This is a genomic window from Aeromicrobium flavum (assembly GCF_007992115.1).
Taxonomy (GTDB): Bacteria; Actinomycetota; Actinomycetes; order Propionibacteriales; family Nocardioidaceae; genus Aeromicrobium; species Aeromicrobium flavum.
Window position 1 is genome coordinate 33,676 of the sequence record NZ_BJZQ01000016.1, and the last position, 22,400, is coordinate 56,075.

At 70.7% G+C, this 22,400-nt stretch carries 19 protein-coding genes; 5 read left to right on the forward strand and 14 right to left on the reverse strand.

Annotated elements, in window-relative coordinates; translation table 11 throughout:
• Positions 1-15: 15 nt before the first annotated feature.
• From AFL01nite_RS13050 to AFL01nite_RS13065, 4 genes are all read right to left on the reverse strand, one after another.
• Entirely contained in the window at positions 16-1,893 is a 1,878-nt protein-coding gene (locus AFL01nite_RS13050) for an anthranilate synthase family protein (RefSeq protein WP_146828131.1), read from the reverse strand.
• A gap of 160 nt (positions 1,894-2,053) precedes the next feature.
• On the reverse strand, positions 2,054-3,235 hold the full coding sequence (locus AFL01nite_RS13055) for a hypothetical protein (RefSeq protein WP_146828132.1): 1,182 nt from the start codon (positions 3,233-3,235) through the stop codon (positions 2,054-2,056).
• Between the two features lie 38 nt (positions 3,236-3,273).
• Entirely contained in the window at positions 3,274-4,794 is a 1,521-nt protein-coding gene (locus AFL01nite_RS13060) for a metallophosphoesterase family protein (RefSeq protein ID WP_146828133.1), read from the reverse strand.
• Positions 4,791-6,878, reverse strand: coding sequence for a HelD family protein (locus tag AFL01nite_RS13065; protein WP_146828134.1), 2,088 nt, complete (start codon positions 6,876-6,878; stop codon positions 4,791-4,793). The genes AFL01nite_RS13060 and AFL01nite_RS13065 overlap by 4 nt, the downstream gene beginning before the upstream one ends.
• Before the next feature lie 246 nt (positions 6,879-7,124).
• On the opposite strand from AFL01nite_RS13065, the gene AFL01nite_RS13070 reads away from it, so the two are divergent.
• Positions 7,125-7,484 carry a hypothetical protein gene (locus AFL01nite_RS13070; RefSeq protein WP_186813946.1) on the forward strand — a complete coding sequence of 120 codons (360 nt, stop codon included), beginning with the start codon at positions 7,125-7,127 and terminating at the stop codon, positions 7,482-7,484.
• A gap of 104 nt (positions 7,485-7,588) precedes the next feature.
• Here the strand turns inward: AFL01nite_RS13070 and AFL01nite_RS13075 are convergent, their stop codons facing one another.
• From AFL01nite_RS13075 to AFL01nite_RS13105, 7 genes are all read right to left on the reverse strand, one after another.
• Positions 7,589-8,335, reverse strand: coding sequence for an enoyl-CoA hydratase-related protein (locus AFL01nite_RS13075; RefSeq protein ID WP_146828136.1), 747 nt, complete (start codon positions 8,333-8,335; stop codon positions 7,589-7,591).
• 11 nt (positions 8,336-8,346) lie between these two features.
• On the reverse strand, positions 8,347-9,513 hold the full coding sequence (locus tag AFL01nite_RS13080) for an acyl-CoA dehydrogenase family protein (protein WP_146828137.1): 1,167 nt from the start codon (positions 9,511-9,513) through the stop codon (positions 8,347-8,349).
• Positions 9,510-11,420, reverse strand: coding sequence for an acetyl/propionyl/methylcrotonyl-CoA carboxylase subunit alpha (locus AFL01nite_RS13085; RefSeq protein WP_246119716.1), 1,911 nt, complete (start codon positions 11,418-11,420; stop codon positions 9,510-9,512). The genes AFL01nite_RS13080 and AFL01nite_RS13085 overlap by 4 nt, the downstream gene beginning before the upstream one ends.
• Positions 11,421-11,547: 127 nt before the next feature.
• The gene (locus AFL01nite_RS13090; RefSeq protein ID WP_146828139.1) at positions 11,548-13,149 is read right to left on the reverse strand and encodes an acyl-CoA carboxylase subunit beta; all 1,602 of its coding nucleotides are present in this window, start codon (positions 13,147-13,149) and stop codon (positions 11,548-11,550) included.
• Complete coding sequence (locus AFL01nite_RS13095; RefSeq protein WP_146828140.1) at positions 13,146-14,204, reverse strand: winged helix DNA-binding domain-containing protein; 1,059 nt, start codon at positions 14,202-14,204, stop codon at positions 13,146-13,148. Before AFL01nite_RS13095 ends, AFL01nite_RS13090 begins: the two co-directional genes overlap by 4 nt.
• Positions 14,205-15,356: an acyl-CoA dehydrogenase family protein gene (locus tag AFL01nite_RS13100; protein WP_146828141.1), complete on the reverse strand. Its 1,152-nt coding sequence runs from the start codon at positions 15,354-15,356 to the stop codon at positions 14,205-14,207.
• A complete protein-coding gene (locus tag AFL01nite_RS13105; RefSeq protein ID WP_146828142.1) occupies positions 15,353-17,080 on the reverse strand; it encodes an acyclic terpene utilization AtuA family protein in 1,728 nt (575 codons plus the stop codon). Before AFL01nite_RS13105 ends, AFL01nite_RS13100 begins: the two co-directional genes overlap by 4 nt.
• Before the next feature lie 86 nt (positions 17,081-17,166).
• On the opposite strand from AFL01nite_RS13105, the gene AFL01nite_RS13110 reads away from it, so the two are divergent.
• Positions 17,167-17,502 carry a TraR/DksA family transcriptional regulator gene (locus tag AFL01nite_RS13110; protein WP_146828143.1) on the forward strand — a complete coding sequence of 112 codons (336 nt, stop codon included), beginning with the start codon at positions 17,167-17,169 and terminating at the stop codon, positions 17,500-17,502.
• Positions 17,503-17,564: 62 nt separating this feature from the next.
• Here the strand turns inward: AFL01nite_RS13110 and AFL01nite_RS13115 are convergent, their stop codons facing one another.
• On the reverse strand, positions 17,565-18,344 hold the full coding sequence (locus tag AFL01nite_RS13115; protein ID WP_146828144.1) for a hypothetical protein: 780 nt from the start codon (positions 18,342-18,344) through the stop codon (positions 17,565-17,567).
• Between the two features lie 52 nt (positions 18,345-18,396).
• Between AFL01nite_RS13115 and AFL01nite_RS13120 the strand changes: the two genes are divergently transcribed.
• From AFL01nite_RS13120 to AFL01nite_RS13130, 3 genes are all read left to right on the forward strand, one after another.
• Positions 18,397-19,332 carry a GIY-YIG nuclease family protein gene (locus AFL01nite_RS13120; RefSeq protein WP_146828145.1) on the forward strand — a complete coding sequence of 312 codons (936 nt, stop codon included), beginning with the start codon at positions 18,397-18,399 and terminating at the stop codon, positions 19,330-19,332.
• 8 nt (positions 19,333-19,340) lie between these two features.
• Entirely contained in the window at positions 19,341-20,039 is a 699-nt protein-coding gene (locus AFL01nite_RS13125; protein ID WP_222593528.1) for a DUF6994 family protein, read from the forward strand.
• A 135-nt stretch (positions 20,040-20,174) separates the two neighbouring features.
• The gene (locus tag AFL01nite_RS13130) at positions 20,175-20,819 is read left to right on the forward strand and encodes a hypothetical protein (protein WP_146828147.1); all 645 of its coding nucleotides are present in this window, start codon (positions 20,175-20,177) and stop codon (positions 20,817-20,819) included.
• Positions 20,820-20,889: 70 nt separating this feature from the next.
• On the opposite strand, the gene AFL01nite_RS13135 is transcribed toward AFL01nite_RS13130, so the two are convergent.
• Together AFL01nite_RS13135 and AFL01nite_RS13140 are read right to left on the reverse strand one after the other, a co-directional pair.
• Positions 20,890-21,681 (reverse strand): TIGR03084 family metal-binding protein, encoded by a 792-nt coding sequence (locus tag AFL01nite_RS13135; RefSeq protein ID WP_146828148.1) that lies wholly within the window; start codon positions 21,679-21,681, stop codon positions 20,890-20,892.
• A complete protein-coding gene (locus AFL01nite_RS13140; RefSeq protein ID WP_146828149.1) occupies positions 21,678-22,280 on the reverse strand; it encodes a TetR/AcrR family transcriptional regulator in 603 nt (200 codons plus the stop codon). The genes AFL01nite_RS13135 and AFL01nite_RS13140 overlap by 4 nt, the downstream gene beginning before the upstream one ends.
• Positions 22,281-22,400: the final 120 nt, after the last annotated feature.

Below are 22,400 nucleotides of genomic sequence, written 5' to 3' on the forward strand. Positions count from 1 at the left end.
CCGACGAGGGCGTTCTCACCGACCGGTGAGGACGCCCTCGGTCAGCTCACGCAGGATGTCGTAGCCGTTCTGGGTCAGGATCGACTCCGCGTGGAACTGGATGCCGCGGTAGTGCGGACCGGCCACGAGGTGGATGTCGCCCGACGCCGGGTCCGTCTCGACCGTGACGCCCTCGGGCAGGCCCGACTCCGGCACCCGACCCACGAACGTGTTGTAGAAGCCGACGGTCTCGGTGCGGCCCAGCAGCGGCAGCGCGCTCTGCGTGCCCTGGAAGACGATGTCCTTGTAGACCAGGTCGAGACCCAGCGCGTCACACAGCGTCTGGTGCCCGAGGCAGATCGCCAGGAAGGGCTGCCCGCGATCGAGGAGTCGGCGCGTGGCCTGCCGCAGCACCGCGATCTTGGCGTCGTCGCCGTCGCGCGGGTCGCCGGGACCGGGGCCGATCACCACGAGGTCGTGGTCGTCGAGGGCCGTCTCGGTCCACGCGTCGTGGCGGACGATGTCGGTCGTCATGCCCATGACCCCGAAGACGTGCGACAGCATGTTGACGAAGTCGTCCTCGCCGTCGAGCACGACCACGCGCTTGCCGGCCAGCGACGGCACCTGCGGGGTGCTCGACTGGTCGCTGAGCCAGAACTGGCTGAGCCGCTGGTTGCGTGACCCGAGCGCGATCAGCACGTCGTCCTCGCGGGTGAACGCGTCGAAGCCCTCGACCGGCTCGGGCGCCGACTCCACGAGGCCGAACGCGCTGAGGATCCCCGAGGCCTTGGCCCACGTCTCGTTGGTCTCGTACTCGGCGTCGGAGTCGCGCACGAGGGTGGCGCCGGCCGTGACGGTGAGGTTGCCCTCGAGGTCGACGTCGGCCGTGCGGATCAGGATGGGGGCGTCGAGCCGGGGCGCACCCTGGTCGTCTCGGCCCAGCAGCGCCGCGACGCTGGCGTAGTACCCGCGGCCCTGCGCCTCGTACTGCTTGATCACCCGGCAGGCGTTCTCGACCGGGCTGCCGGTGACGGTGGCGGCGAACATCGAGTCGCGCAGGATCTCGCGCGGGTCGCGGTCGGTGCGGCCGGCCAGCAGGTACTCGGTGTGCACGAGGTGGCTCATCGGCTTGAGGTAGGGCCCGAGCACGAGGCCGCCCTCGTGGCACAGGTCGCACATCATCTTCAGCTCCTCGTCGACGACCATGAAGAGCTCGTAGATCTCCTTCTCGTCGGACAGGAACCTGAGCAGCTCGCGCTTGCGGTCGGCGTGGGTCTCGAGACCGCGCATGCGGAACGTGCCGCTGATCGGGTTCATCCGCAGCTGACCTGCGTCGAGGCTGACGTGCCGCTCGGGGCTGGCGCCGATCAGGTAGCGGTCGCCGGTGAAGATGCAGAACGTCCAGAACGCCCCGCGCTCGCGCTCGAGCAGGCGGCGGAACACCGACAGCGCCTTCGTGTGGTCCCAGTCGGCCACCGTCGCGTGGTACCGCCGACCGATGACGACGTTGGCGCCCTCGCCCTGACCGATCTCGTCGTCGATGACGCGGCGCACCATCGTCGCGTAGTCCTCGTCGGACGTCTCGAACCCGCCGCGGTCGGCCAGGTCGATGGGGTCCGCCGGCAGCACCTCGAGCAGGTCGGCGAGGGCGACGTCGTGGTGCGTCCGCGCCTCGATGACCGACAGCGGCGTGCCGTCCTGGTGGACCTCGAAGCCGCGCTCGGCGACCTGGGCGAACGGCACCAGCACGAGGTGGTCCCACGACGCCTCGGCACCCTCGACGAGCGGCACGTCGGCGAGCTTCTCGACATCGGTGCGCGGACCGCCGATCAGCGTGACCCGGTCGGTCTCACGGCCCCGGATGAGGGCGAACGCGGGCAGCCCCAGCAGGCCGTCGAGGATCTCTTGCGTCATCGTGTTCTTCTTCCCGCGGTCGGACGAACAACGCCCAGACCGCCATGTGGGGGTCTGGGCGTGGGTACGTCGACAGTCCTCCTCAGCGGAGGGGCCACCAGGTGCTGGTCGTCGACATGGCGTCAGCGTACCGGTCCGCGCTGGGTGGGCGTGGCCGGAGTCAGCGCACCATCCGCCGCACCCGGTCGCGGGTGCGCCGCCAGGCCGCGCGCGCGAAGCCCTTCGTGGGCACCGGCTGCGCGCCGATGATCGACCCGTGCACCTTGCCGTGCCCGACCACCTCGGGCAGGCCGCTGGCGTGGACCAGACCCATCAGCGCGGCGGCACCGAGCTCGGGCGGCAACGACGCGTCGGGGGGGCCCTCCCCCTTGCGCCGCAGGCCCGAGGTGGGCATCGCGCCCAGCGACGCGAGGTCGCCGACGACGTGCACCCCGGAGGCGGTGATCGACTCGGCCATGCGGGCGCCCAGGTCGGCGGCCTCGCGCGCGGCCCAGCGCGGGGTGAGCAGGCGCGGCTCGTCGGGCGCCGGCGTGCGCTGCTGCAGGTAGCGCGCCGTGCCGAACCGGATGGCGTGGTGGTGCACCGAGCGCGGCAGGCCCGACTTCGCGAACTGGCGGTTGAACTGGCGGATCAGCTCGATCTCGGGCCAGGTCAGGGAGCGGTTGTCCGACACGGGCGACTCGAGCGTGCCCGCCGGCAGCGAGAAGAGCCGCTCCACGTCACGGAGCAGCTGGTCGGGGTCGGACTCGTCGAGCGCCACCACGACGACGCGCTCCGGGCCGACCACCTCGGCCCAACGGGCCACGAGCCGGTCGTGGCGGTGCCGCTGCCAGAACGACGGGGTCAACGTCGTGGTCTCGGCCTCGCGCAGCATCGCACGCAGCCATTTCACGTAGCCGGACTTCAGGCCGTTCTGCACGTACTGCTGCCACTGCGACGGCATGATCCGGGCCAGCGGCCGCAGGGTCACGAGCACGTACGGGGACTCGCCGCCGAGCTCGGCCACGGCCCGGCGGACCGCCGCCTCCCGGGCGTCGGCGAAGAACTCGCTGCTGACCAGCACCGTCCGGTCTCCCTGCTCGCGGACCTCCTTGACGAGGCGTCGCCACGGGCGGTCGTTCGCGGGTGCCCCGAAGGGCGGCTTGGGGTTCTCGACGGCCAGCATCGAGAGCACCTCGTCGATCGGCTGGCTGGTCGGTCCGGCGTAGTGCAGTCCGTGCGCGGCGACGGCGTCGCGGCCGGCGTGCAGGGCCCGCTGCAGGGACGTGGTGCCCGTCTTGTGCGGGCCCACGTGGATCACCCGCGCACCAGGCGGGAAGCGGAAGCTCGATCGGATCGTCACGTCCCTTGAACCTAACTCCGGCCTCCCCACCGCGCCCGTCAGGGAGTGGGAGCAGGTGGCACCGGCAGCGTGGTGTAGTCGCCCACGTCGATGAGCCCGCCGGGCCTGAACGTGACGACCTGGAGCCCGACGACCCGCCCGTCCTCGAAGGTCAGCACGGCCACCTGCGCGTCGCGGCGCAGCTTGGTGCCCAGCGCGAACGCGTAGACGGCACCCCCGGTCGAGCCGATCGTGAGGTCGGTGGAGGTGCCGTTCGGGCCCTCGGTGCTGACCGGCCCCTTCTGGCGGTGCAGGTGCCCGCTGATCGCGAGGTCGACGCACCCGCGGGCGACGGTCTCCTTCGCCGAGGCGGCGCTGTGCGTGACCAGCAGGCTGACGCCGCCGTCCTCGCAGGCCTTGTCGGCCAGGGCCGCGTCCTGGTCGGTGATGGCGGCGATGTTGTCGCCCTCGTTGCCGTTGTAGCCGGCGGTCAGGCCCGAGCTGCGCGGGTCGCTCTCGCCGAGCATCCGGACGCCCTCGATGTCGACCGGCTCGCCGTCGAAGACCGTGAAGTCGTTGCGCTCCATCTCGCGCAGGACGTACCGGCCCGTGTCGTGGTTGCCGGCGACGGCGACGATCGGCAGGTCGTCGAACGTCTCGCGCAGCGACTTGATGCTGAAGGACTCCCACGACGCACCGTTGGAGGTGTCGTCGCCGAGGTCGATGACGAGCGACGCCTCGGCTGCGTCGGCGACCTGGCGGGCGACCGGGTCCATGCCGACGTTGTCGTGGCGGTCGGTGACGACCAGCGCGGTGGTCTGGCCGGACTCCGGCGCGCGCACGGGCAGGCCCTCCGCCTTCGCAGCGAGTGCCGAGTAGAAGGACAGCGACTCCTCGTACGTGTCGAGCGCACCCTGGACGATCGCCTTGCTGGTGGCGGTGGCCGCGCCTCGCGAGATCTGGACGCTGCCGAGCCGCGGCTCGTCCGGGAGCTCGGGGAACTCCTGGCGGATCGGCACCCACGCGACCTCGCGCTTCGTGCTGGGGTCGGGGGCGTAGACCATCAGCGCGCCCAGCACGACGATGGCCATCGCGCCCGAGACCAGGGCGGTGCGCGGCTCGGGCGGCCACTGCGCCCTCAGCTCGCGACGGCGGCGCTCGCCGACCAGCCACCAGCCGGCCCCGACGACGACCATCGCGATCACCCCGGCCGCGGCGCCCCGCGTCAGGGCGGCGGTGGCCATCTCGGTGATCTCGGACGTCATCGCGGCGATCTCGCCCTCGGGCTGGCTGGCGATGGCCGCGTCCTGGGCCAGCACGCGCTCGAGGTCGGTGTCGGGACTGTCGCGCAGGACGACCTCGGCACCGATGCCGAGCAGGGCGTCCGACGGCATGCGCAGTTCGGGCAGCAGCGGCCCGGCGACGATCGTGACGTGGTTGTCGAACGTGGGCCGAGCCGTCGCGTTGTGCGCTCCGATCGTGACGGCGCGCTCGGTGTTGACGAACGTCGTCGCGGCCACGGGCACGGCGACGACCACCCCGACGACCGCGAGCGCGACCGCCGCGAGGGCACGGCTCACTCGGCTACCCGATCGAGCCAGCCCCGCCCGGTGCCGATCGTCACGAGGCGCTGCGTCGCGCGGGTGAGCACCACGTAGAGCGTGCGCCAGCCGGAGGCGGCCTCGGCGACGACGCCGTCGGGGTCGACGAGCACGACGCCGTCGAACTCCAGGCCCTTCGTGTCGAGGGGCTCGAGCACGCGCAGCCGGCCGTCGGCCGGCACGGCGGCCGCGACCTCGGCCAGCCGGCCGGGCAGGGCGACGACGGCGACGGTGCCGTCGACCTGGCCCAGCATCTCGGCGGCCTCGGCGGCCACCCGGGCGAGCAGGTCGCCGGCCGGGACGACCTCGTGTCGCGGACCGACACCGGTGCGGCGCACCGCGTCGGCGAGGTCGGGACGGTCGATGGCGTGCGTGGCCACCCGGGCCGCGAACTCGTAGATCTCGGCGGAGTTGCGGTAGTTCGTCGACAGCCGGAACCGGTGGACGGGCATCGTGCCGAGCGCCTCGGTGCGGGCGGCGACCGACTCGGCCGGGACGGGCCACGACGACTGCGCCTCGTCGCCCACGATCGTCCAGCTGGCAGTGCGGCCACGGCGGCCGAGCATGCGCCACTGCATCGGCGAGAGGTCTTGGGCCTCGTCGACCAGCACGTGGGCGTAACCCTCGTCGTCGATGCTGCCCGTGGCCTGGACGCGGTCCTCGCGCTCGCGCTCCTCGAAGCTCATCATCTGCTTCGGCGTCGCCCAGTCGTCCTCCGAGCGGACCGGCGCCTCGCCGAGGAGGTGTCGCAGCTCGTCGATCAGCGGGATGTCCTCGATCGTCAGCTCGTCGGACCACTCGCGGCGCAGCACCTGCTGCTCGAACGAGGTGTAGAGGTCGGAGGCGACCTCGCCCAGCCGCGTCGGGACGGTGCGCCACACCTCGACCGGGTCGAGCTCGGGCCACCACTGGTCGACGAACGTCTCGAAGGTGAGGTCGCCGTCGAGCTGGTCGGCGAACGCCTCCTCGCCGCGGTCGAGGCCACGGTCGCCGGTGACCCGTTCCCACAGGGCCTTGACGAGCTCCTCGCGCACCGCGGCCTGGGTCGTGTTGGGCAGGCCGTTGGCCAGCACCTTGCGGCGGATGCGGGCGAGGTCGGAGGCCTCCAGCACGAGCCGGTCGTCGCGGTAGAACAGGTCGAAGCGGGTGGGGGTTCCGGGCTGGGGCGACCTGGCCACGCGCGACAGCACCTTCGCCATGCGGTCGGAGCCGAGCAGCGCCGCCATCTCCGGCGACGCGTGCCGCGACGCACGGATGCCGTCGACGACCTCGCCGATCGAGCGCAGCACGACGCTCGTCTCGCCGAGGCTGGGCAGCACCCGCTCGATGTAGTTCATGAACACGCCCGACGGGCCGACGACCAGCACGCCGCCGGACTCGAACCGGCGCCGGTCGGTGTAGAGCAGGTAGGCCGCACGGTGCAGCGCGACGACGGTCTTGCCGGTGCCGGGACCGCCGCCGATGATCGTGGCGCCGCGCGCGGGGGCGCGGATCGCCTCGTCCTGCTCCTTCTGGATCGTGGCGACCACCGAGTGCATCGAGCTGTCTCGGGCGCGGCTGAGGCTGGCCAGCAGCGCGCCCTCGCCGATGACGACCATGTCGTCGGGAGCGGCGTCGGCGTCGAGCAGCTCGTCCTCGATGCCCACGACCCTGTCGTTGACGCAGCGCAGCACGCGACGGCGCACGACGCCGGCCGGCTCCTGCGCGGTGGCCTGGTAGAACACCGCGGCCGCCGGCGCGCGCCAGTCGACGAGAATGATCTCGCGGTCGGCGTCGCGCACCCCGATGCGGCCGATGTAGCGGGCGACGCCGCCGTTCAGGTCGAGGCGGCCGAACACCAAGCCCTCGTGGGCGGCGTGCAGCGCGTTGAGTCGGCGCGAGGCCTGGTAGACCATCGCGTCGCGCTCGACCAGCCCGCCCTCGTGGCCGATGTGCCCGCGCGCGAGTCCCTCCGCGACGAGCGACTTCGCCACCTTCGTGGACTCCTCCAGCCGCTCGTAGACCGTGTCGACGTACGCCTGCTCGTGGGCGAGCTCGCGTTCATCGGGTGATGGGTTCGTCATCGACGTCCTTCGGTGCGTGGGGGAACTCTCCATTCTAGGCACCGGACACCACCCGGCACGCCCCATCACCGCCCGTTGGACTCAGTTGATGCGCAGGACCTTCGTCACGGTCTCGGGCGCGACCTTCGCGTCACCGCCGTAGGTGATCGTGAGGGACTGCTCGCCGCGGGGCAGGTCGCTGCCTCGACGACATGCTGGTCAACGCCGTACGGGGAGGTGAGAATGTGCGGAACCTTCAATGTCAACATGGAAGAGCGTGGCGGCGTCATGCACCAGAGGACTCGCAAGATCAAGTTCGAGGCGGCTCCCGTCCCCGGGGCCGGCAGGGGATACCGCGTCCTGAGCATCAAGATCGTGCACTCGGCGAAGAGCCGGTGTCGCACGTCCACGTGGTCCGCGTGCCGCAAGATCGACGTGAAGAAGTGGAAGACCTTCAGCGGCATCGGACCTCACGTGGTCGTGCCGAGCTACAGCGACAAGTGGGGCGAGCTCTCCCACGGCCCCAACTGGACGGGGGCGACCGCCACGGTCACCTACCAGTACGGCACCGGGAAGAAGCAGACCATGACGAAGTGGATCAATCACGGGACTATCTCCTGGTGGTGAGCGAGACCTTCGCGCCAAGGACGAGAACAACGCCGTGAACCGTCCCCGGGCCGCAGGACGCGAAAGCCCCCTCCCAGTCGGGAGGGGGCCTTCGCGTCTGTCGCTCAGCCCTTGCGGGAGAGGAACGCCAGCATGGCGTCGCGGGCCTCGTCGCTGCCGAACAACTGCGCCGACTTCTCGGCCAGCTGCGGGCCCAACCGGTCGATGCGCTCGACCAGGTCGTGGTTCAGCAGTGCCTTCGTCTCGCGGAATCCCTGGGCGAAGCCGAGCGCGAGGTCGGCGAGCACGGCCTGCAGCGCGCTCTCGAGCTCGCCGTCCTCGACGACCCGCGTGACCAGCCCGATCTCCGCCGCCTCGGCGGCGTCGAACTTCCGACCGGTGAGGAAGAGCTCGGACGCCGCACGCGGGGCCAGCCGCGGCAGCAGCGAGAGGCTGATGACCGCCGGGGCGAGCGCGAGGCGGACCTCGGTCAGCGCGAACGTGACCGGCCGGGTGGCCAGCACGATGTCGGCCGCACCGACCAGGCCGAGGCCCCCGGCGCGGACGGGGCCCCCGAGCACGACGACGACCGGCTTGACGCTCGTGGCGAGCCGCCGCTGCAGGTCGATGAGCGCGGCGGCACCCTGCTGCATCGAGCCCTCGGCCGCCTCGGACAGGTCGGCGCCCGAGCAGAAGACCCGGTGGGCCGACCGCAGCACGATGACCTTGGCGTCGGCGTCGGCCTCCGCGGACTCCAGGTGCGCCCCCAGTTCGGTGACGAGCTGGCGGCTGAGCGCGTTGCGGTTGTGCTCGCTGTCGAGCGTGATCGTCGCGACGCCCTCGGCGACGTCCAGGTGGACGAGTTCGGTCATGACCTTCCCTCTCAGTACGACTTCGGCAGGCCGAGCGAGAACTGCGCCACGAAGTTGAGCGCCATCTGCTTGCTCACCGGGGCGATGTTCGACAGGCGCGAGGCTGCGAGCGCCTGCACCAGCCCGTACTCGTTGGCCAGGCCGTTGCCGCCGTGCGTCTGGATCGCGGTGTCGACCGCCCGAGCCGCGGCGTCGCCGGCGGCGACCTTGGCCATGTTGGCGGCCTCGCCGGCGCCCATGAGGTCGCCCGCGGCGTAGAGCGCGGCCGCCTTCTGGGTCAGCAGTCGCGTCATCTCGACGTCGATGTGCAGCTGCGCCAACGGGTGGGCGATCGCCTGGTGCGCGCCGATCGGCTTGCCCCACACGTCGCGCTCCTTCGCGTACGCGACGGCCTTGTTGAGCGCCCAGCGCGCGGTGCCGGTGCCCATCGAGGCCGCCATGATGCGCTCGGGGTTGAGGCCCGCGAACAGTTGCTCGAGGCCGGCGTCCTCGCTGCCCACCAGCGCGTCGGCCGGCAGGTGGATGTCGTCGAAGAACAGCGTGAACTGCTTCTCCGGGCTGGTGATGCCCATGTCGATCTCCTGGGCGTTGAAGCCCTCGGCACCGGTCGGCACCATGAACAGCGCAGGCTTGAGCTTGCCGCTGCGGGCGTCGGCCGTGCGTCCGACGACCAGCACGTGGCTGGCCTCGTCGACACCGGAGATGTAGGTCTTGCCGCCCTTGAGGATCCAGCCGCCGTCCTCGGTCTTCGTGGCGGTCGTGACGAGGTTGTGCGAGTTCGACCCGGCGTCCGGCTCGGTGATGCTGAACGCGTACGTCGCGGTGCCGTCGGCCAGGCCCGGCAGCCAGCGCTGCTTCTGCTCCTGAGTGCCGTACTGGGCGATGACCGTGCCGACGATCGCCGGCGAGACCACCATCAGCAGCAGCGGGCAGCCGGCGACCGCCAGCTCCTCGCACACCGCGGCGAGGTCGCCGATGTCGCCGCCACCGCCGCCGAACTCCTCAGGGATCGAGACGCCGAGGTAGCCGAGCTTGCCCGCCTCCGACCACAGCTCGGTGGTCTTGCGCCCCTCCTTCGCCGCGTCGTAGAAGTAGTGCTCGCCGTACTTGGCGCCCAGGGCCGCGACGGCCTTGCGCAGCTCGCGGCGCTCCTCGGACTCGGTGAAGTTGTTGCTCATGCGGTCTCCTCCTCGATGACGGCGAGGACGGCTCCGGCCTCGACCTGCTGCCCGACGCTGACCGCCAGGTTGCTGACGACGCCGTCGGACGGCGCCGTGATGGTGTGCTGCATCTTCATGGCCTCGAGGACGACGACGGGGTCGCCCTTCGAGACGCGGTCGCCGTCGGCGACCTTCACGTCGGTGACGGCCGCCGGCATGGGAGCCAGCAGCGAGCCCTCGGCGACGACGTCGGCCGGGTCGACGAACCGCGGCACCGGGGTGAGGCTCGTCGAGCCCTCCGGACCGTCGACGTCGACGTGCTTCTCGGCCACCGTGACGCGGTAGCGGCGCGTGATGCCGTCCGCCTCGAGGAGGACCTCGACGACTGCACCGTGGGTCTCGATCGAGACCACCTCGGCGCCGTCGACGACCAGGCGGCCCCGCTCGCTGCGGTAGCGGACGGGCTCGACGCCCTCGTACTCGCGCGTGAGCGGCTGGCTCGGGACGTTGCGGAACCCGGCCGGGATCCGGTTCAGGACCCGCGCGGTCGTCGCGGCCAGGGTGGCCTCGGCGAGCGCGGCCGCGACGGGCACCAGGGGGTCGCCGGCCTCCGTCGTGATCCAAGCGTCGGCGTGCTCCTCCAGCATCGAGGTCCACAGCTCGGCGTCCTGCACCTGCTGGGCCTCGAGGATCTGGCGCAGCGCCGACCGGTTGGTCGTGACGCCGTGCACGCGCGACCGGCGCAGGGCGTCGACCAGCGTGCGCAGTGCCGTCGTGCGGTCAGGTCCGTACGCGATGACCTTGGCGATCATCGCGTCGTAGTGGATGCCCACGACGCTGCCGACCTCGACCGCGGAGTCGACGCGCACCGAGTCGGGGAACTCGAACGCGCGGATCGTGCCGGTCTGCGGCGACCAGTCGTCGGCCGGGTCCTCGGCGTAGAGGCGGACCTCGATCGAGTGGCCCTGCGGCGCGGAGACTTCGCCCTCGAGCGGCCTGCCCTCGGCGATCGCGATCTGCGCGGCGACGAGGTCGATGCCGTGCACCTGCTCGGTGACCGGGTGTTCGACCTGCAGGCGGGTGTTCATCTCGAGGAAGAAGACCCGGTCGCCGTCGACGAGGAACTCGACCGTGCCGGCGCCGCGGTAGCTCACGGCCTCGGCCGCGGCGCGGGCCGCGGTGTGCAGGGTCTTGCGAGCCGTGTCGGAGAGGTTCGGCGCGGGGGCCTCCTCGACGACCTTCTGGTGGCGGCGCTGGATCGAGCAGTCGCGGTCGCCCACGGCCCAGACGGTGCCGTGCGTGTCGGCGAGGATCTGCACCTCGACGTGGCGGGCGCGGGGCAGGTACGGCTCGACGAAGACGGTGCCGTCGCCGAAGGCGGACTGCGCCTCGGCCGTGGCCTTCGCCAGCTCGCCGTCGAGGTCCTCGAGGCGCTCGACCACGCGCATGCCGCGGCCGCCGCCGCCGGCGCTGGCCTTCACCAGCAGCGGCAGGTCGGCGTCGGTCGCCGAGGCGACGTCGACCGACAGGATCGGCACGTCGGCCGCGGCCATGATCTCCTTGGCGCGGATCTTGCTGCCCATCTCGTCGATCGACTCCGGGCTCGGGCCGATCCAGACGAGTCCGGCCGCCTCCACCTCGCGGGCGAAGTCGGCGTTCTCGGACAGGAAGCCGTAGCCGGGGTGGATCGCGTCGGCGTCCGTGCGGCGCGCCGCGTCGATGACGAGGTCGCCGCGCAGGTACGTCTCGGACGGCGCGTTGCCCGGCAGCCGGACGGCTTGGTCGGCCTCGGCCACGAACGGCATCGTCGCGTCGGCGTCGGAGAACACGGCCACGGTCTCGATGCCGAGGTCGCGGGCCGTGCGGAACACGCGGCGGGCGATCTCACCACGGTTGGCGACGAGGATCTTTCTGATGGTGCTCAACGGGAGCCTCCTGCCGGGGACGGAAGATGATGCGTTCGGCCCACGCAGGGGGACGAACGATGATGCATATGGGTACCTGAGCGGGGGCGAATGCATAATCCTTCGTCCCTCAGGAGCGGGCGGGCGTTCACAGGCGGAACACCCCATAGCCGCCGCGGGCACCCTCGACGGGTGCGTTGGCGATGGCGGACAGGCAGATGCCCAGGATGGTGCGCGTGTCGCGCGGGTCGATGACGCCGTCGTCGTAGCCGAGGCCGCTGGTGAAGTACGCCAGCGACTGCTCCTCGATCTGCTGCTCGACGATGTCCTTGATGCCCTGGAAGCCCTCGGCGTCGAACGGGATGCCCTTGGACTCCGACGACTGGCGGGCGACGATCTCCATGACGCCGGCCAGCTGCGCCGGGCCCATGACGGCCGACTTGGCGCCCGTCCAGCTGAACATGAAGCGCGGGTCGTAGGCGCGGCCGCTCATGCCGTAGTGACCGGCGCCGTACGAGGCACCCATCACGATCGAGATGTGCGGGACCTTGCTGTTGGAGACGGCGTTGATCATCTGCGCGCCGTGCTTGATGATGCCGCCCTGCTCGTACTCGGCGCCGACCATGTAGCCGGTCGTGTTGTGCAGGAACAGCAGCGGCGTGTCGATCTGGTTGGCCAGCTGGATGAACTGCGCGGCCTTCTGGGCCTCCTGGCTGAACAGCACGCCCTGGGCGTTGGCCAGGATGCCGATCGGGTGGCCGTGCAGCTGGGCGAAGCCGGTGACGAGGCTCTGGCCGTAGAGCGGCTTGAACTCGTCGAACTCGCTGCCGTCGACGAGGCGGGCGATGACCTCGCGCGGGTCGAACGGCACCTTGAGGTCGGTCGGGACGATGCCGAGCAGGTCCTCGGGGTCGAGCAGCGGCTCGCTGTAGACCGAGGCGGGCACGGGACCGGCCTTGCGCCAGTTGATGCGGCGCATGATCTGGCGGCCGAGGCGGATCGCGTCGCGCTCGTCGACGGCCAGGTAGTCGGCCAGGCCCGAGGTCTTGGCGTGCATCTGCGCGCCGCCCAGCGACTCGTCGTCGGACTCCTCGCCGGTGGCCATCTTCACCAGCGGCGGGCCGCCGAGGAAGACCTTGGCGCCACCGTCGACCATGACGACGTAGTCGCTCATGCCCGGCACGTAGGCGCCGCCCGCGGTGGAGTTGCCGAAGACGAGCGCGACCGTGGGACGACCGTCCTCGCTGGCCTGGGTGATGTTCTTGAAGCTGGCGCCGCCGGGGATGAAGATGTCCTTCTGCGTCGGCAGGTCGGCGCCGCCGGACTCCACGAGGTTGATCGTGGGGAGGCGGTTCTCGGCGGCGATCTGGGCCGCGCGGAAGCCCTTCTTGACCGTGACGGGGTTGGACGATCCGCCCTTCACCGTCGGGTCGTTCGCGATGATCATGCACTCGACGCCCTCGACCACGCCGATGCCGGTGATGATCGAGCCGCCGACCGTGAAGTCGGTGCCCCAGCCGGCCAGCGCGCCCAGCTCGAGGAACGGCGCGTCGGGATCGACGAGCAGCTCGATGCGCTCGCGCGCGGTCAGCTTGCCGCGGCTGTGATGACGGTCGACGTACTTCTCGCCGCCGCCGGCCAGCGCCTTCGCGTGCTGGTCGGCGAGGTCGGCGACGCGTGCGAGCGCCGCCTCCCGGTTCTCGGCGTACGTGGCCGACGTCGGGTCGACGGCGGTCCTGACTGCACTCATGCGGGGTCCTTCCACTGCAGGTCGACGGTGGTGTCGAGGTGGTCGATGAGCGAGGCGGCATCGGTCTCGATGCGCTCGCGGTCGGAGGGCGAGAGGGCTCGCGAGGGGGTGATCTCGAGCAGGACCGGATCGGCCCGGCGCTTCGGCTTGAGGCGGCGCCAGGTGCCGGCGACGACGCCGTCGAGCAGCGCCAGGTTGCCGCCCCAGACGTCGATGATGCCGTCGCGCGCGGTGGGCACCTCGTAGTGCGAGCGGTCCTGGTAGGCGATGACGAGCTCGTCGAAGAGGCTCAGCAGGAAGGCGGTGCCGTCCGAGCTGGGAGCCTCGATCGGGTCGGTCTCGACCTGCGCGAACGCGCGCTTGGCGTCGGTGACCGTGAGGCCGGCCCACCAGGCGAAGTCATGGGCCGTGGCGGGCGCGTGTCCGGCGAGGTACATGGAGGCGAGACGCACGAGCGCCTCGTCGCGGTCGATCTGCGTGGCGGGGATGCGCGAGGCGTAGGGAACGAAGGTGTCCCAGCTGCCGCGGCGCGGGCCCGTGGTGACGACCTTGTCGAGCTCGGCGCTCATCGTGACGTGGCCGAGGGCCTGGCCCTTGAGCTCGATCCCTCGCGTCGCGAGGGCCGCGCCGATCTCCTTGCGGGTCAGCGGCGCGTCCGCGGCCTCGACGATCTCGCCGACGAGGCCGACGAGCCGATCGCGGTCCTCGAGCAGGCCCGTGGAGCGCAGTCCCGACCGCATCTGCGCGACGATCCGAGGCGCGGTCAGGTCGAGCATCCAGCCGAGGTCCTCGGCGCGGACGACGTGCCACGTCGGGCGCAGCACGTGGTGACGCACGAGGTCGCCCTGGGCGATCTCCGTGGTGATCGCCTCGCGGCTCGGCCGGTCCTTGGTGCGGCGCGCCAGCGACCACAGCGAATCCTCGAACTCCTGGAACTGCACGGCGCCGAGGGTGCCGACGCAGGAGCCCAGGTCGGGGAACGGGTCGCCGACCAGGCGCTGGCGAGCCATCCGCTCACCGCGCACCCGGTCGGGCGGCATCGTCGAGAGATCCACTCAGTACCCCAGCAGCTTCGCGGCGAGGTCCTTCATGACCTCCGTGGCGCCGCCGCCGATGCCCAGGATGCGGGCGTCGCGGTAGTGGCGGTCGATCTCGGACTCGCGCATGTAGCCCATGCCGCCGAAGATCTGGACGGCCTCGTGCACGACGAACTCGGCGCACGCGACCGCCTGGTTCTTCGCGACGACGGCATCGAGGATCAGCGTCGGGTCGGACTTCGGGGTGTCGATCGCGCGCTCGACGACCTCGCGGGTCAGGGCGCGGGCCGCGGCGGTGCGCGAGTGCATCTCGACGAGCTTGTGGCGGATGACCTGGCGCGCGATGAGCGGCTTGCCGAACGTCTCGCGCTCCTTGGCGTACGCGGCGGCGAGGTCGAGCGCGCGCTGTGCGGTGGCGTAGGACTGCGTGGCGAGGTTGATGCGCTCGCCGACGAACTGCTGGGCGATCAGGTAGAAGCCGCTGTTCTCCTCACCGACGACGTTCTCGACCGGGACGCGGACGTCCTCGAACGAGAGCTCGGCGGTGTCGGAGCAGTGCCAGCCCATCTTGCGCAGGCTGCGACCGACGGTGAAGCCGGGCGTGTCCTTCTCGATGACCAGCAGGCTGATGCCACCGTGGCCCTCGTCGCCGGTGCGGACGGCGGTGGTGACGAAGTCGGCGCGGACGCCGCTGGTGATGAAGGTCTTGGCGCCGTTGACGACGTAGTGGTCGCCGTCGCGCACCGCGCGGGTGCGGATGTTGGCGACGTCGGAGCCGCCGCCGGGCTCGGTGACGCCGAGGGCGCCGATCATCTCGCCCGCCAGCGTCGGGCGGACATACCGGTCGATCAGGTCGGCGTTGCCCGAGTCGATGATGTGCGGGGTCGCGATGGAGTGCGTGAACAGGCTGGCCTGCAGGCCCGTCGAGCCGCCGGCGGCCATCATGGCCTCGGTGGCGATGCCGGCGTCGATCATGTCGCCGCCGTCGCCGCCGACCTCCTCGGGGAAGCCGATGGCCAGGAAGCCCGCCTTCGCGGTCTTGTGGTGGAGCTCGCGCGGCAGCTCGCCGTCGTCCTCCCACTGGGCGATGTGCGGCGCGATCTCGGCACGGGTGAAGCTCTCGACGGCCGTGCGGAGCGCCTCGCGCTCGGGGGTGTTCCAGGGGTTCATGCGAGCAGCTCCTCGGGGATGGTGACGATGCGGGCGCGCAGCCATTCGCCGAGCGCCTTGGCCTGCGGGTCGAAGCGCGTCGACGACGCGACTCCCTCGCCGAGCAGGCCGTGCAGGATCACGTTGATGCCGAACAGGTTCGGCAGGGGGTGGACGTCGATGTCGAGGTCGGCCGCCTCGGGCAGCAGCTCGCGGATGCGGTCCTCGGTGAGGAACCCCGCCAGCCAGGCGTAGGCGTCGGCGCGCCGGGGGTGCGTCGCGGGGATCCACACGCCGACGTTCGCGTTGCCGCCCTTGTCTCCCGAGCGCGCGTGGACGAGCCGCCCGAGCGCCGCCTCCTTGCCACTTTTGGAACTGGATCCACGTGCATCGGCAGGTTCCGCGTGGATCGGGTTCCAAAAGTTGTCCGCATCCGCCGTGACGGTCGGCGGAGCGATCTCCGTGCGCGAGCCGTCGGCGTGCACGACCACGTGCGGCACCTCGGCCTGCGGCACGTACGCCGCGCGGTAGATGCCGTAGGGGGCGCCGCGGCCGGGAGGCGCGGTCATCGTGAAGCCGGGGTACGAGGCCAGCGCGGTCTCGACGGCGGCCCCGCTGAAGGTCCGGCCGACCTTGTTCATGTCGGCGTCCTTGACGTGGCAGCGCAGGATGGCCGCGGCCGCCGGCTGCGAGGTCGGGTCGACGTGGTCGGTGCGCGCGAGGTCCCAGGTGATCTCGGCCGGCGGGTTCGCGGCCAGCGCCGACTCGATCTGCGCCGTGACCCAGGCGGCCTTCTCCTCGATGTCGAGGCCGGTGACGACGAACTCGACGTGGTTGCGGAAGCCGCCGAACGCGTTGAGGCAGACCTTCGTGGTGGCCGGCGGCGCCGTGCCGCGGACGCCGGAGATGCGCACGCGGTCGTCACCGTCCTGCGCGAGCGCGAGGCTCGTCAGGTCGACCACCACGTCGGGGTTGAGGTACTTCTGGTCCTGGATCTCGTAGACGAGCTGCGCGGTGACCGTGTCGACCGTGACCGCGCCGCCGGTGCCCTCGTGCTTGGTGATGACGAGGTCGCCGTTCTCGCTGATCTCGGCGATCGGGAAGCCCAGCGGCCTGCTCATGTCGATGTCGCGGAAGCCGCTGAAGTTGCCTCCGGTCGCCTGGGCGCCGCACTCGATGACGTGTCCGGCGACGACCGCACCCGCGAGCTGGTCGAAGTCCTCACGGCCCCAGCCGAACTCGGCGATCGCGGGGCCCACGATGACGGAGGCGTCGGTGACCCGGCCGGTGACGACGATGTCGGCGCCGGCGGTCAGCGCCTCGGCGATGCCGAACGCGCCGAGGTAGGCGTTGGCGGTGAGCGCGTCGCCGAAGCCGAGCTCGCCCGCGCGGGCCAGCAGGTCGTCGCCCTCGACGTGGGCGACGGAGACGTCGACGCCCTGCTCGGCGGCGACCTTGCGGATGGCGTCGGCCAGGCCCTGCGGGTTGAGGCCGCCGGCGTTGGCGACGATCCTGACGCCGCGCTCCTTGGCCAGGGCGAGGTTCTCGGCGACCTGCTTGAGGAAGGTCTTCGCGTACCCGAGGTCGGTGTCCTTCATCCGGTCGCGGCCGAGGATCAGCATCGTCAGCTCGGCGAGGTAGTCGCCGGTCAGGTAGTCGAGCTCGCCACCCTCGAGCATCTCGCGCATCGCGGAGAAGCGATCGCCGTAGAAACCCGAGCAGTTGCCGACACGAAGGGTACGCACGAGACGAGTGTCCCCTGTCACAAAGAAACAGTCAAGCCTGCTTGTTAGTTTCCCGGCCCGGTTTCTCGTTCCGGCAAGATGGCGGGATGGACGTTCGACACCAGTTGGAGGAGGAAGCCGCGCAGACCCGGCGGCGGCTGGCCGACCTCGGTCGCGACTTCGAGGGCGTCGTCGAGGCGTCGCGGGACTCGAACGCCGACGACGAGCACGACCCCGAGGGAGCGACCATCGCCTTCGAGCGCTCCCAGGTCGGGGCGCTGGTCGCCCAGGGTGAACGCCACCTCACCGAGATCGCGGCGGCACTGGAGCGACTGGACGCCGGCACCTACGGCATCTGCGAACGGTGCGGTCGGCCCATCCCCGCCGGACGCCTCGAGGCCCGACCCGTCGCCCGCACCTGCGTCGCTTGCGCCACCGCCTGAAAGATGAGGCGCTCAGGCCCACACAGGGGCCGAAGCGGCACATCATTCGCGAGCCCGGCGCCTCAGTCCTTCACCTCGCCCGAGCCCTCCAGGATCCGCCGGGCGACGAGGCGCCGGTCGGAGGTCTTCTCGCCGAGCGGGCCCGCCAGCAGCGTCTCGACCGCGGCGCGCACCCGGTCCTGATCCGCCGCGGGCAGGTGTACCCAGGCCCGCTCGGCGGCCACGAGAGCGTGGTACTGCTCGTACGACGAGCGACTGTGGCCGATCGCGTCGACGAGGAGGTCGGCGCGCGCCAGCCTGGGCTCGGCCTCCAGCAGCGCCAACGCCGTGATCCGGTCGCCGTCGGAACCGCTGCCGAAGATGCGCGACACGTCGGCGGCCGACAGCGACTCCGTGTCGAGGTCTCGGGCCTCGCGCAGGAGGCCCTCCATGCGCGCCGTGCGGTCCCAGCCGGGCGGCTCGGCCGAGCGCAGCTGCTCGTACCGCGTGCCGACCATCGCGGCTGCGGCAAGGAGCCCCTCGGCACGCTGCTCGAGCTGCGCCGCCTGCTCGGTCTTGCCCGCGGCCCGCGCGCGCACGGCCTGCTGGCGGACGCTGCGCGCACGGCGCTCCAGCTCGAAGCGGACGCCGGCCGCCTCCACCGCCTCGAGTCGGTTCCCGAAGACGGCCAGCGCGGCGATGACGACACCAGCCGCCACGAGCGCCGTCGATCCCAGCTCGTTGTCCGTCAGGAACACCGCCACTCCCCCGGCGACCAGGACGAGCATCCCGACGATGACGCCGGCGACCCGCGCGGCGCGGTTCAGCACCGGTACCGGTGGATTCGCGGGCGGCTGGGCCATGGGTTCAGCGTAGATCCGTCGAGGAAGGATCGGCCTGCTCTAGCCTGACGCCATGCTCGACCGGACTCCGACAGGACCAAACGCTCCCTCCGAGACGCAACAGGAGTCGAGCAGCGTCGACGTCCTGGCGTTGGGGCACGTCCTGACAGGCATCGGCGCAGAGAACGATCCACCGATCCGGCTCGAGGACATCCACGTGATCCGGCACAGCTTCAATCCCGGAAACCACGAGGGCCTGCAGGGACCCGAGGACCTGACCCTGGAACGCGTCCTCTCCTACACCCGCAGGCAGAGCATCTCTCCCCAACGCTTTCCTGCGAACCCTCCTCGCTACTGGGTCATCCTCGTCGCGGACGGAAAGAAGCGATCCCGCCTGTTCGGCACGTTCGAGAACGGCGGCGAGATCGAGGAACTCCGCGATGACGTCTACCGAACGTTCGACCTGCGCCCGAGCGGTTTCCTCGCGCCGCTCGTCGACCGACTCGTCATCGAATGGAACAGCCCTCGCAACTGGCACCGCAAGGGCGGGAGCGCAGCGAAGCTACCGGTCCTCGAGATCGCCGATCGCGACAAGGTCCCGTTCCCCGGTTTCGAGCGGGTGCGACTCACGCACGGCGAATTGCAGGACATGGTCGAGGATGCGCGCTACGCCGACTGGCGCGCTGCGCTGCGCGAGGTGCAGGGCATCTACCTGATCACCGACTCCACGAACGGCAAGCAGTACGTCGGCAAGGCCGATGGTGCCGAACGCATCCTCGGCCGCTGGACCACCTATGCCAGGGACGGACACGGCGGCAACGTCGCGCTGCGCGAACTCGCCTTCGACAGCACCGGCGCCGATCCGATCAAGACCGACCACGCGCGGCATTTCATCTTCAGCCTCCTTCGGGTGTTCGGCCCGAGCACCTCGATGTCCGAGGTCAACGCGGCTGAGTCGCACTACAAGCGCGCCCTGCTCACTCGTGAGTTCGGCCTGAACCGCGGCTGATGCGGGCGATGATCGATACGACGTTCGACGTCCGAGCAGATGCCGGAGGCAAGGATCCAGACACGTACAGCCGGACCTTGCGTGAGTACCACCGACTGCTGTGGAGCAAGCAGCTGCCCGATGGCCGGATGTTTACGCTCGACAGCACCGTTCACGGGGCGTACCTGCATCACGACGACGACCGCGGAGGACTCTGGCTCTCGAGCGACTCGATCATCCCGACGTACTCGACGTCGGCAGCGATGCGCTCGATCGTGAGCCAAACGGAGGCCGAGGAGACTCGTGAATTCGTGGATCTTGCGTACACGATCGGCGGGTTCATCATCTGGCCGGCACACCGAGTCGACGGAAGACAGACCCTGAACGGTGCGCGTGGGTTTCATCCCAGGATCAAGGACCGAATGGACCTCACTCTCGAGTGCATCCGACGGCATTACGTCAGGCAGAGGAGCCCACTGGAGGCAACGCTCGCGAGGTACGGCGACTTCTTCGAGCTCTTCGGTGACTTTGAAGGCTACGTCGAGTTCTTCCTCCTTCAGGACCTGACCACCTCGAAGGGTGAGGTGCGGTTCTTCACGAGCTTCGAGGATTTCGTCACTCCGGCTCTTCCTTCGGATCTCGCCGCCTACCACTCGTATCGCCGGCAGAGCATGTCCTTCATCGCAGCCCGAAACGCTCGCATTCAGGCGTGGTCGGGTCTCTCGTGACGCCATTGCGTTCGGCGCAGAGGGCTCTCTGCGCCGTGGTCGCGATCGGCTGACGATCTCGGCGCCGGTGGTACGAAATCGCTCTGGCCCGTCTCTCCAGCGGTGACATCAACGGCTCAAGAGATGGAGAGAACCATGCCCAAGTACCGAGCCACCACCACACCCCGGCCGAAGCGCCGGCTCATGCACACCCTGCTCCTGTCCTCCGCGCTCGCGATCGGCCTGCTCAGCGTCACGCCCAGCGCCCAGGCGCGTGAGCGGACGACGACCGATCCCGGCGGCGGCGCCACGAGTGCCTTCGACCTCTACAAGGTGAAGGTCGTCAACAACGCCAGGGGCGTCCGGATCACCGTACGGATGCGCCCCGTCGACTGGGAGGCGTCGACCACCCCCGTGGGCGAGTTCCGCCTGCTCCTCGACACGAAGGCGTCGTCGCGCGGCGCCGAGTTCGCCGACGAGTTCGGCATCCCGGGCGACGGCGGGTTCCGTGCGCTCAAGGGCTCCGTCAAGCACCGCCGCAGCTGGGAGACCTACCCGTTCCCGGGCAAGTGCGGCAAAACCGTACGCGAGCGGTGGGACCTCGAGTCCGGCAAGGTCGTCGTCCACATCAAGCCGAAGAAGGGGTGCCTCTACCACCCGAAGAAGGTCCGCGTGAACGTGCGGACCATCCAGTCCGGCTACATCGACGAGGACGGGTACGTGGAGTACACGCCGTCCCGCGTCGACCACCTGCCGTACAAGGGCAAGTTCACGCCGTGGGTGAAGTACTCGCGGTACTGACAGCGATCAGAGCGAGGGGTCCGGCCGGTGCAGGCCGGGCCCCTCGTTCGTCGGACCGACCGGGTTTCCCTCAGCGCTCCGACAACGGCTTGGGGTCGTTGCCAGGCATGCCGGCGAAGGCCTGGATGATGTCGAGCCAGTGGTCGGCGGCGGGGCCCTCGGCGGTGACATCGACGTCGGAGCGGTGGCGGCGGCGGGTGGCCAGCAGGGCGAAGTCCCAGCCGTCGCCGGTGACGCGCTCGGGCGAGTCCGCGGGGCCCCAGGTCCACAGCTCGCCGGACGGGCCGGTCAGCTCGACGCGCGGCTGCACGTCGGGCGCCTCCTCACCGCGCATCATGTGGGTGAACGCGAAGGTGCGGACGCCGATGTGGCACACGTGCTTGGCGCGGTCGGTGCGCGGGACCGAGATGCCGAGCGCCTCGGCGACGTCGTGGGCGTGGGCCCAGGTCTCCATCAGGCGGGCGGTGACCATCGAGACGGGGCTCATCGGCGGGCCGAACCATGGGATCTTGTTGCCGTCCGGCACGGCGCGCAGCGCCTCGACGAGGTCCGATCGACCTTGCCGCCAGGCGGGCAGCAGCGACTCCGGCGGCTCCTGGGCCAGCTCGTCGGTGGCCTGGTCGATGTAGCCCTCGGGGTTCTCGAGCGCCTTCATGATCAGCGCGTCGAACGCTTCCTTGTCGTTGATCGCGTAGGTCGAGGTGACGTCGGTCCAGTGCAGGTGCGCCACCTGGTGCGCGACGGTCCAGCCCTCGGGCGTGGTGACGGTGCCCCACTGGTCGGGGGTCAGGCCGGCGACCCAGCCGTCCAGCTGCAGCGACTCGGCGGCCAGGTCGTCAAGGACGGTGTCAAGAGTGCTCATCGTTCCAGTTCTCGGTCGAGGGTTTCGGCCCAGGCATCGAGGATCGAGGCCCGGCGTCGGGAGTCATCGGTCAGGGTCGCGGCAAGACCGAGGCCGCGCAGGAGGTCGAGGGTGGCCTGCACCAACTGGCGGTTGCGGCCGCGCGACTGGTCGACCTGCAACAGCTCGACGGCGCGGGCGTGGGTCTCGCGGCCCACCCGTCGCTCGAACGGGGCGACCTTCGCCTGCAGGTCGGGGTCGGTGCGCGCGGCGCCCCACAGCTCGAGGGCGGCCAGGAACACCGGCGAGGTGAACTGCCCGGCGAGCATGTCGAGCACCACCCGGGTGCGTCCCTGCTCGGGCAACTCCTCGGCGTCGACCGCCAATTCCTCGCGGCGACGTTCGGCGATGTACTCCACGGCGGCGACGACGAGGTCCTGCTTGCTGGGGAAGTGGTGCAGCTGCGCGCCACGGCTGACGCCGGCGCGCTGGCTGACCACCGTGGTCGAGGTGCCGGCCCAGCCGAACTCGACGAGGCAGTCGACTGTGGCCTCGAGGAGGCGCTGCCGCATGAGCCGCGTGCGCTCGGGCTGCGGCGTCCTCGTGGGGCTGTCGGTCACCGGGCCAGCATGATCGACATCCGCACTTACAGTCAAGCCTGTCGGTTTTTACGGATGCATTCGATGCAGAAGTAGTTCCGAGTGATGGTTGTGATGGAAAAGGTGTCGTGGGACCGGGGC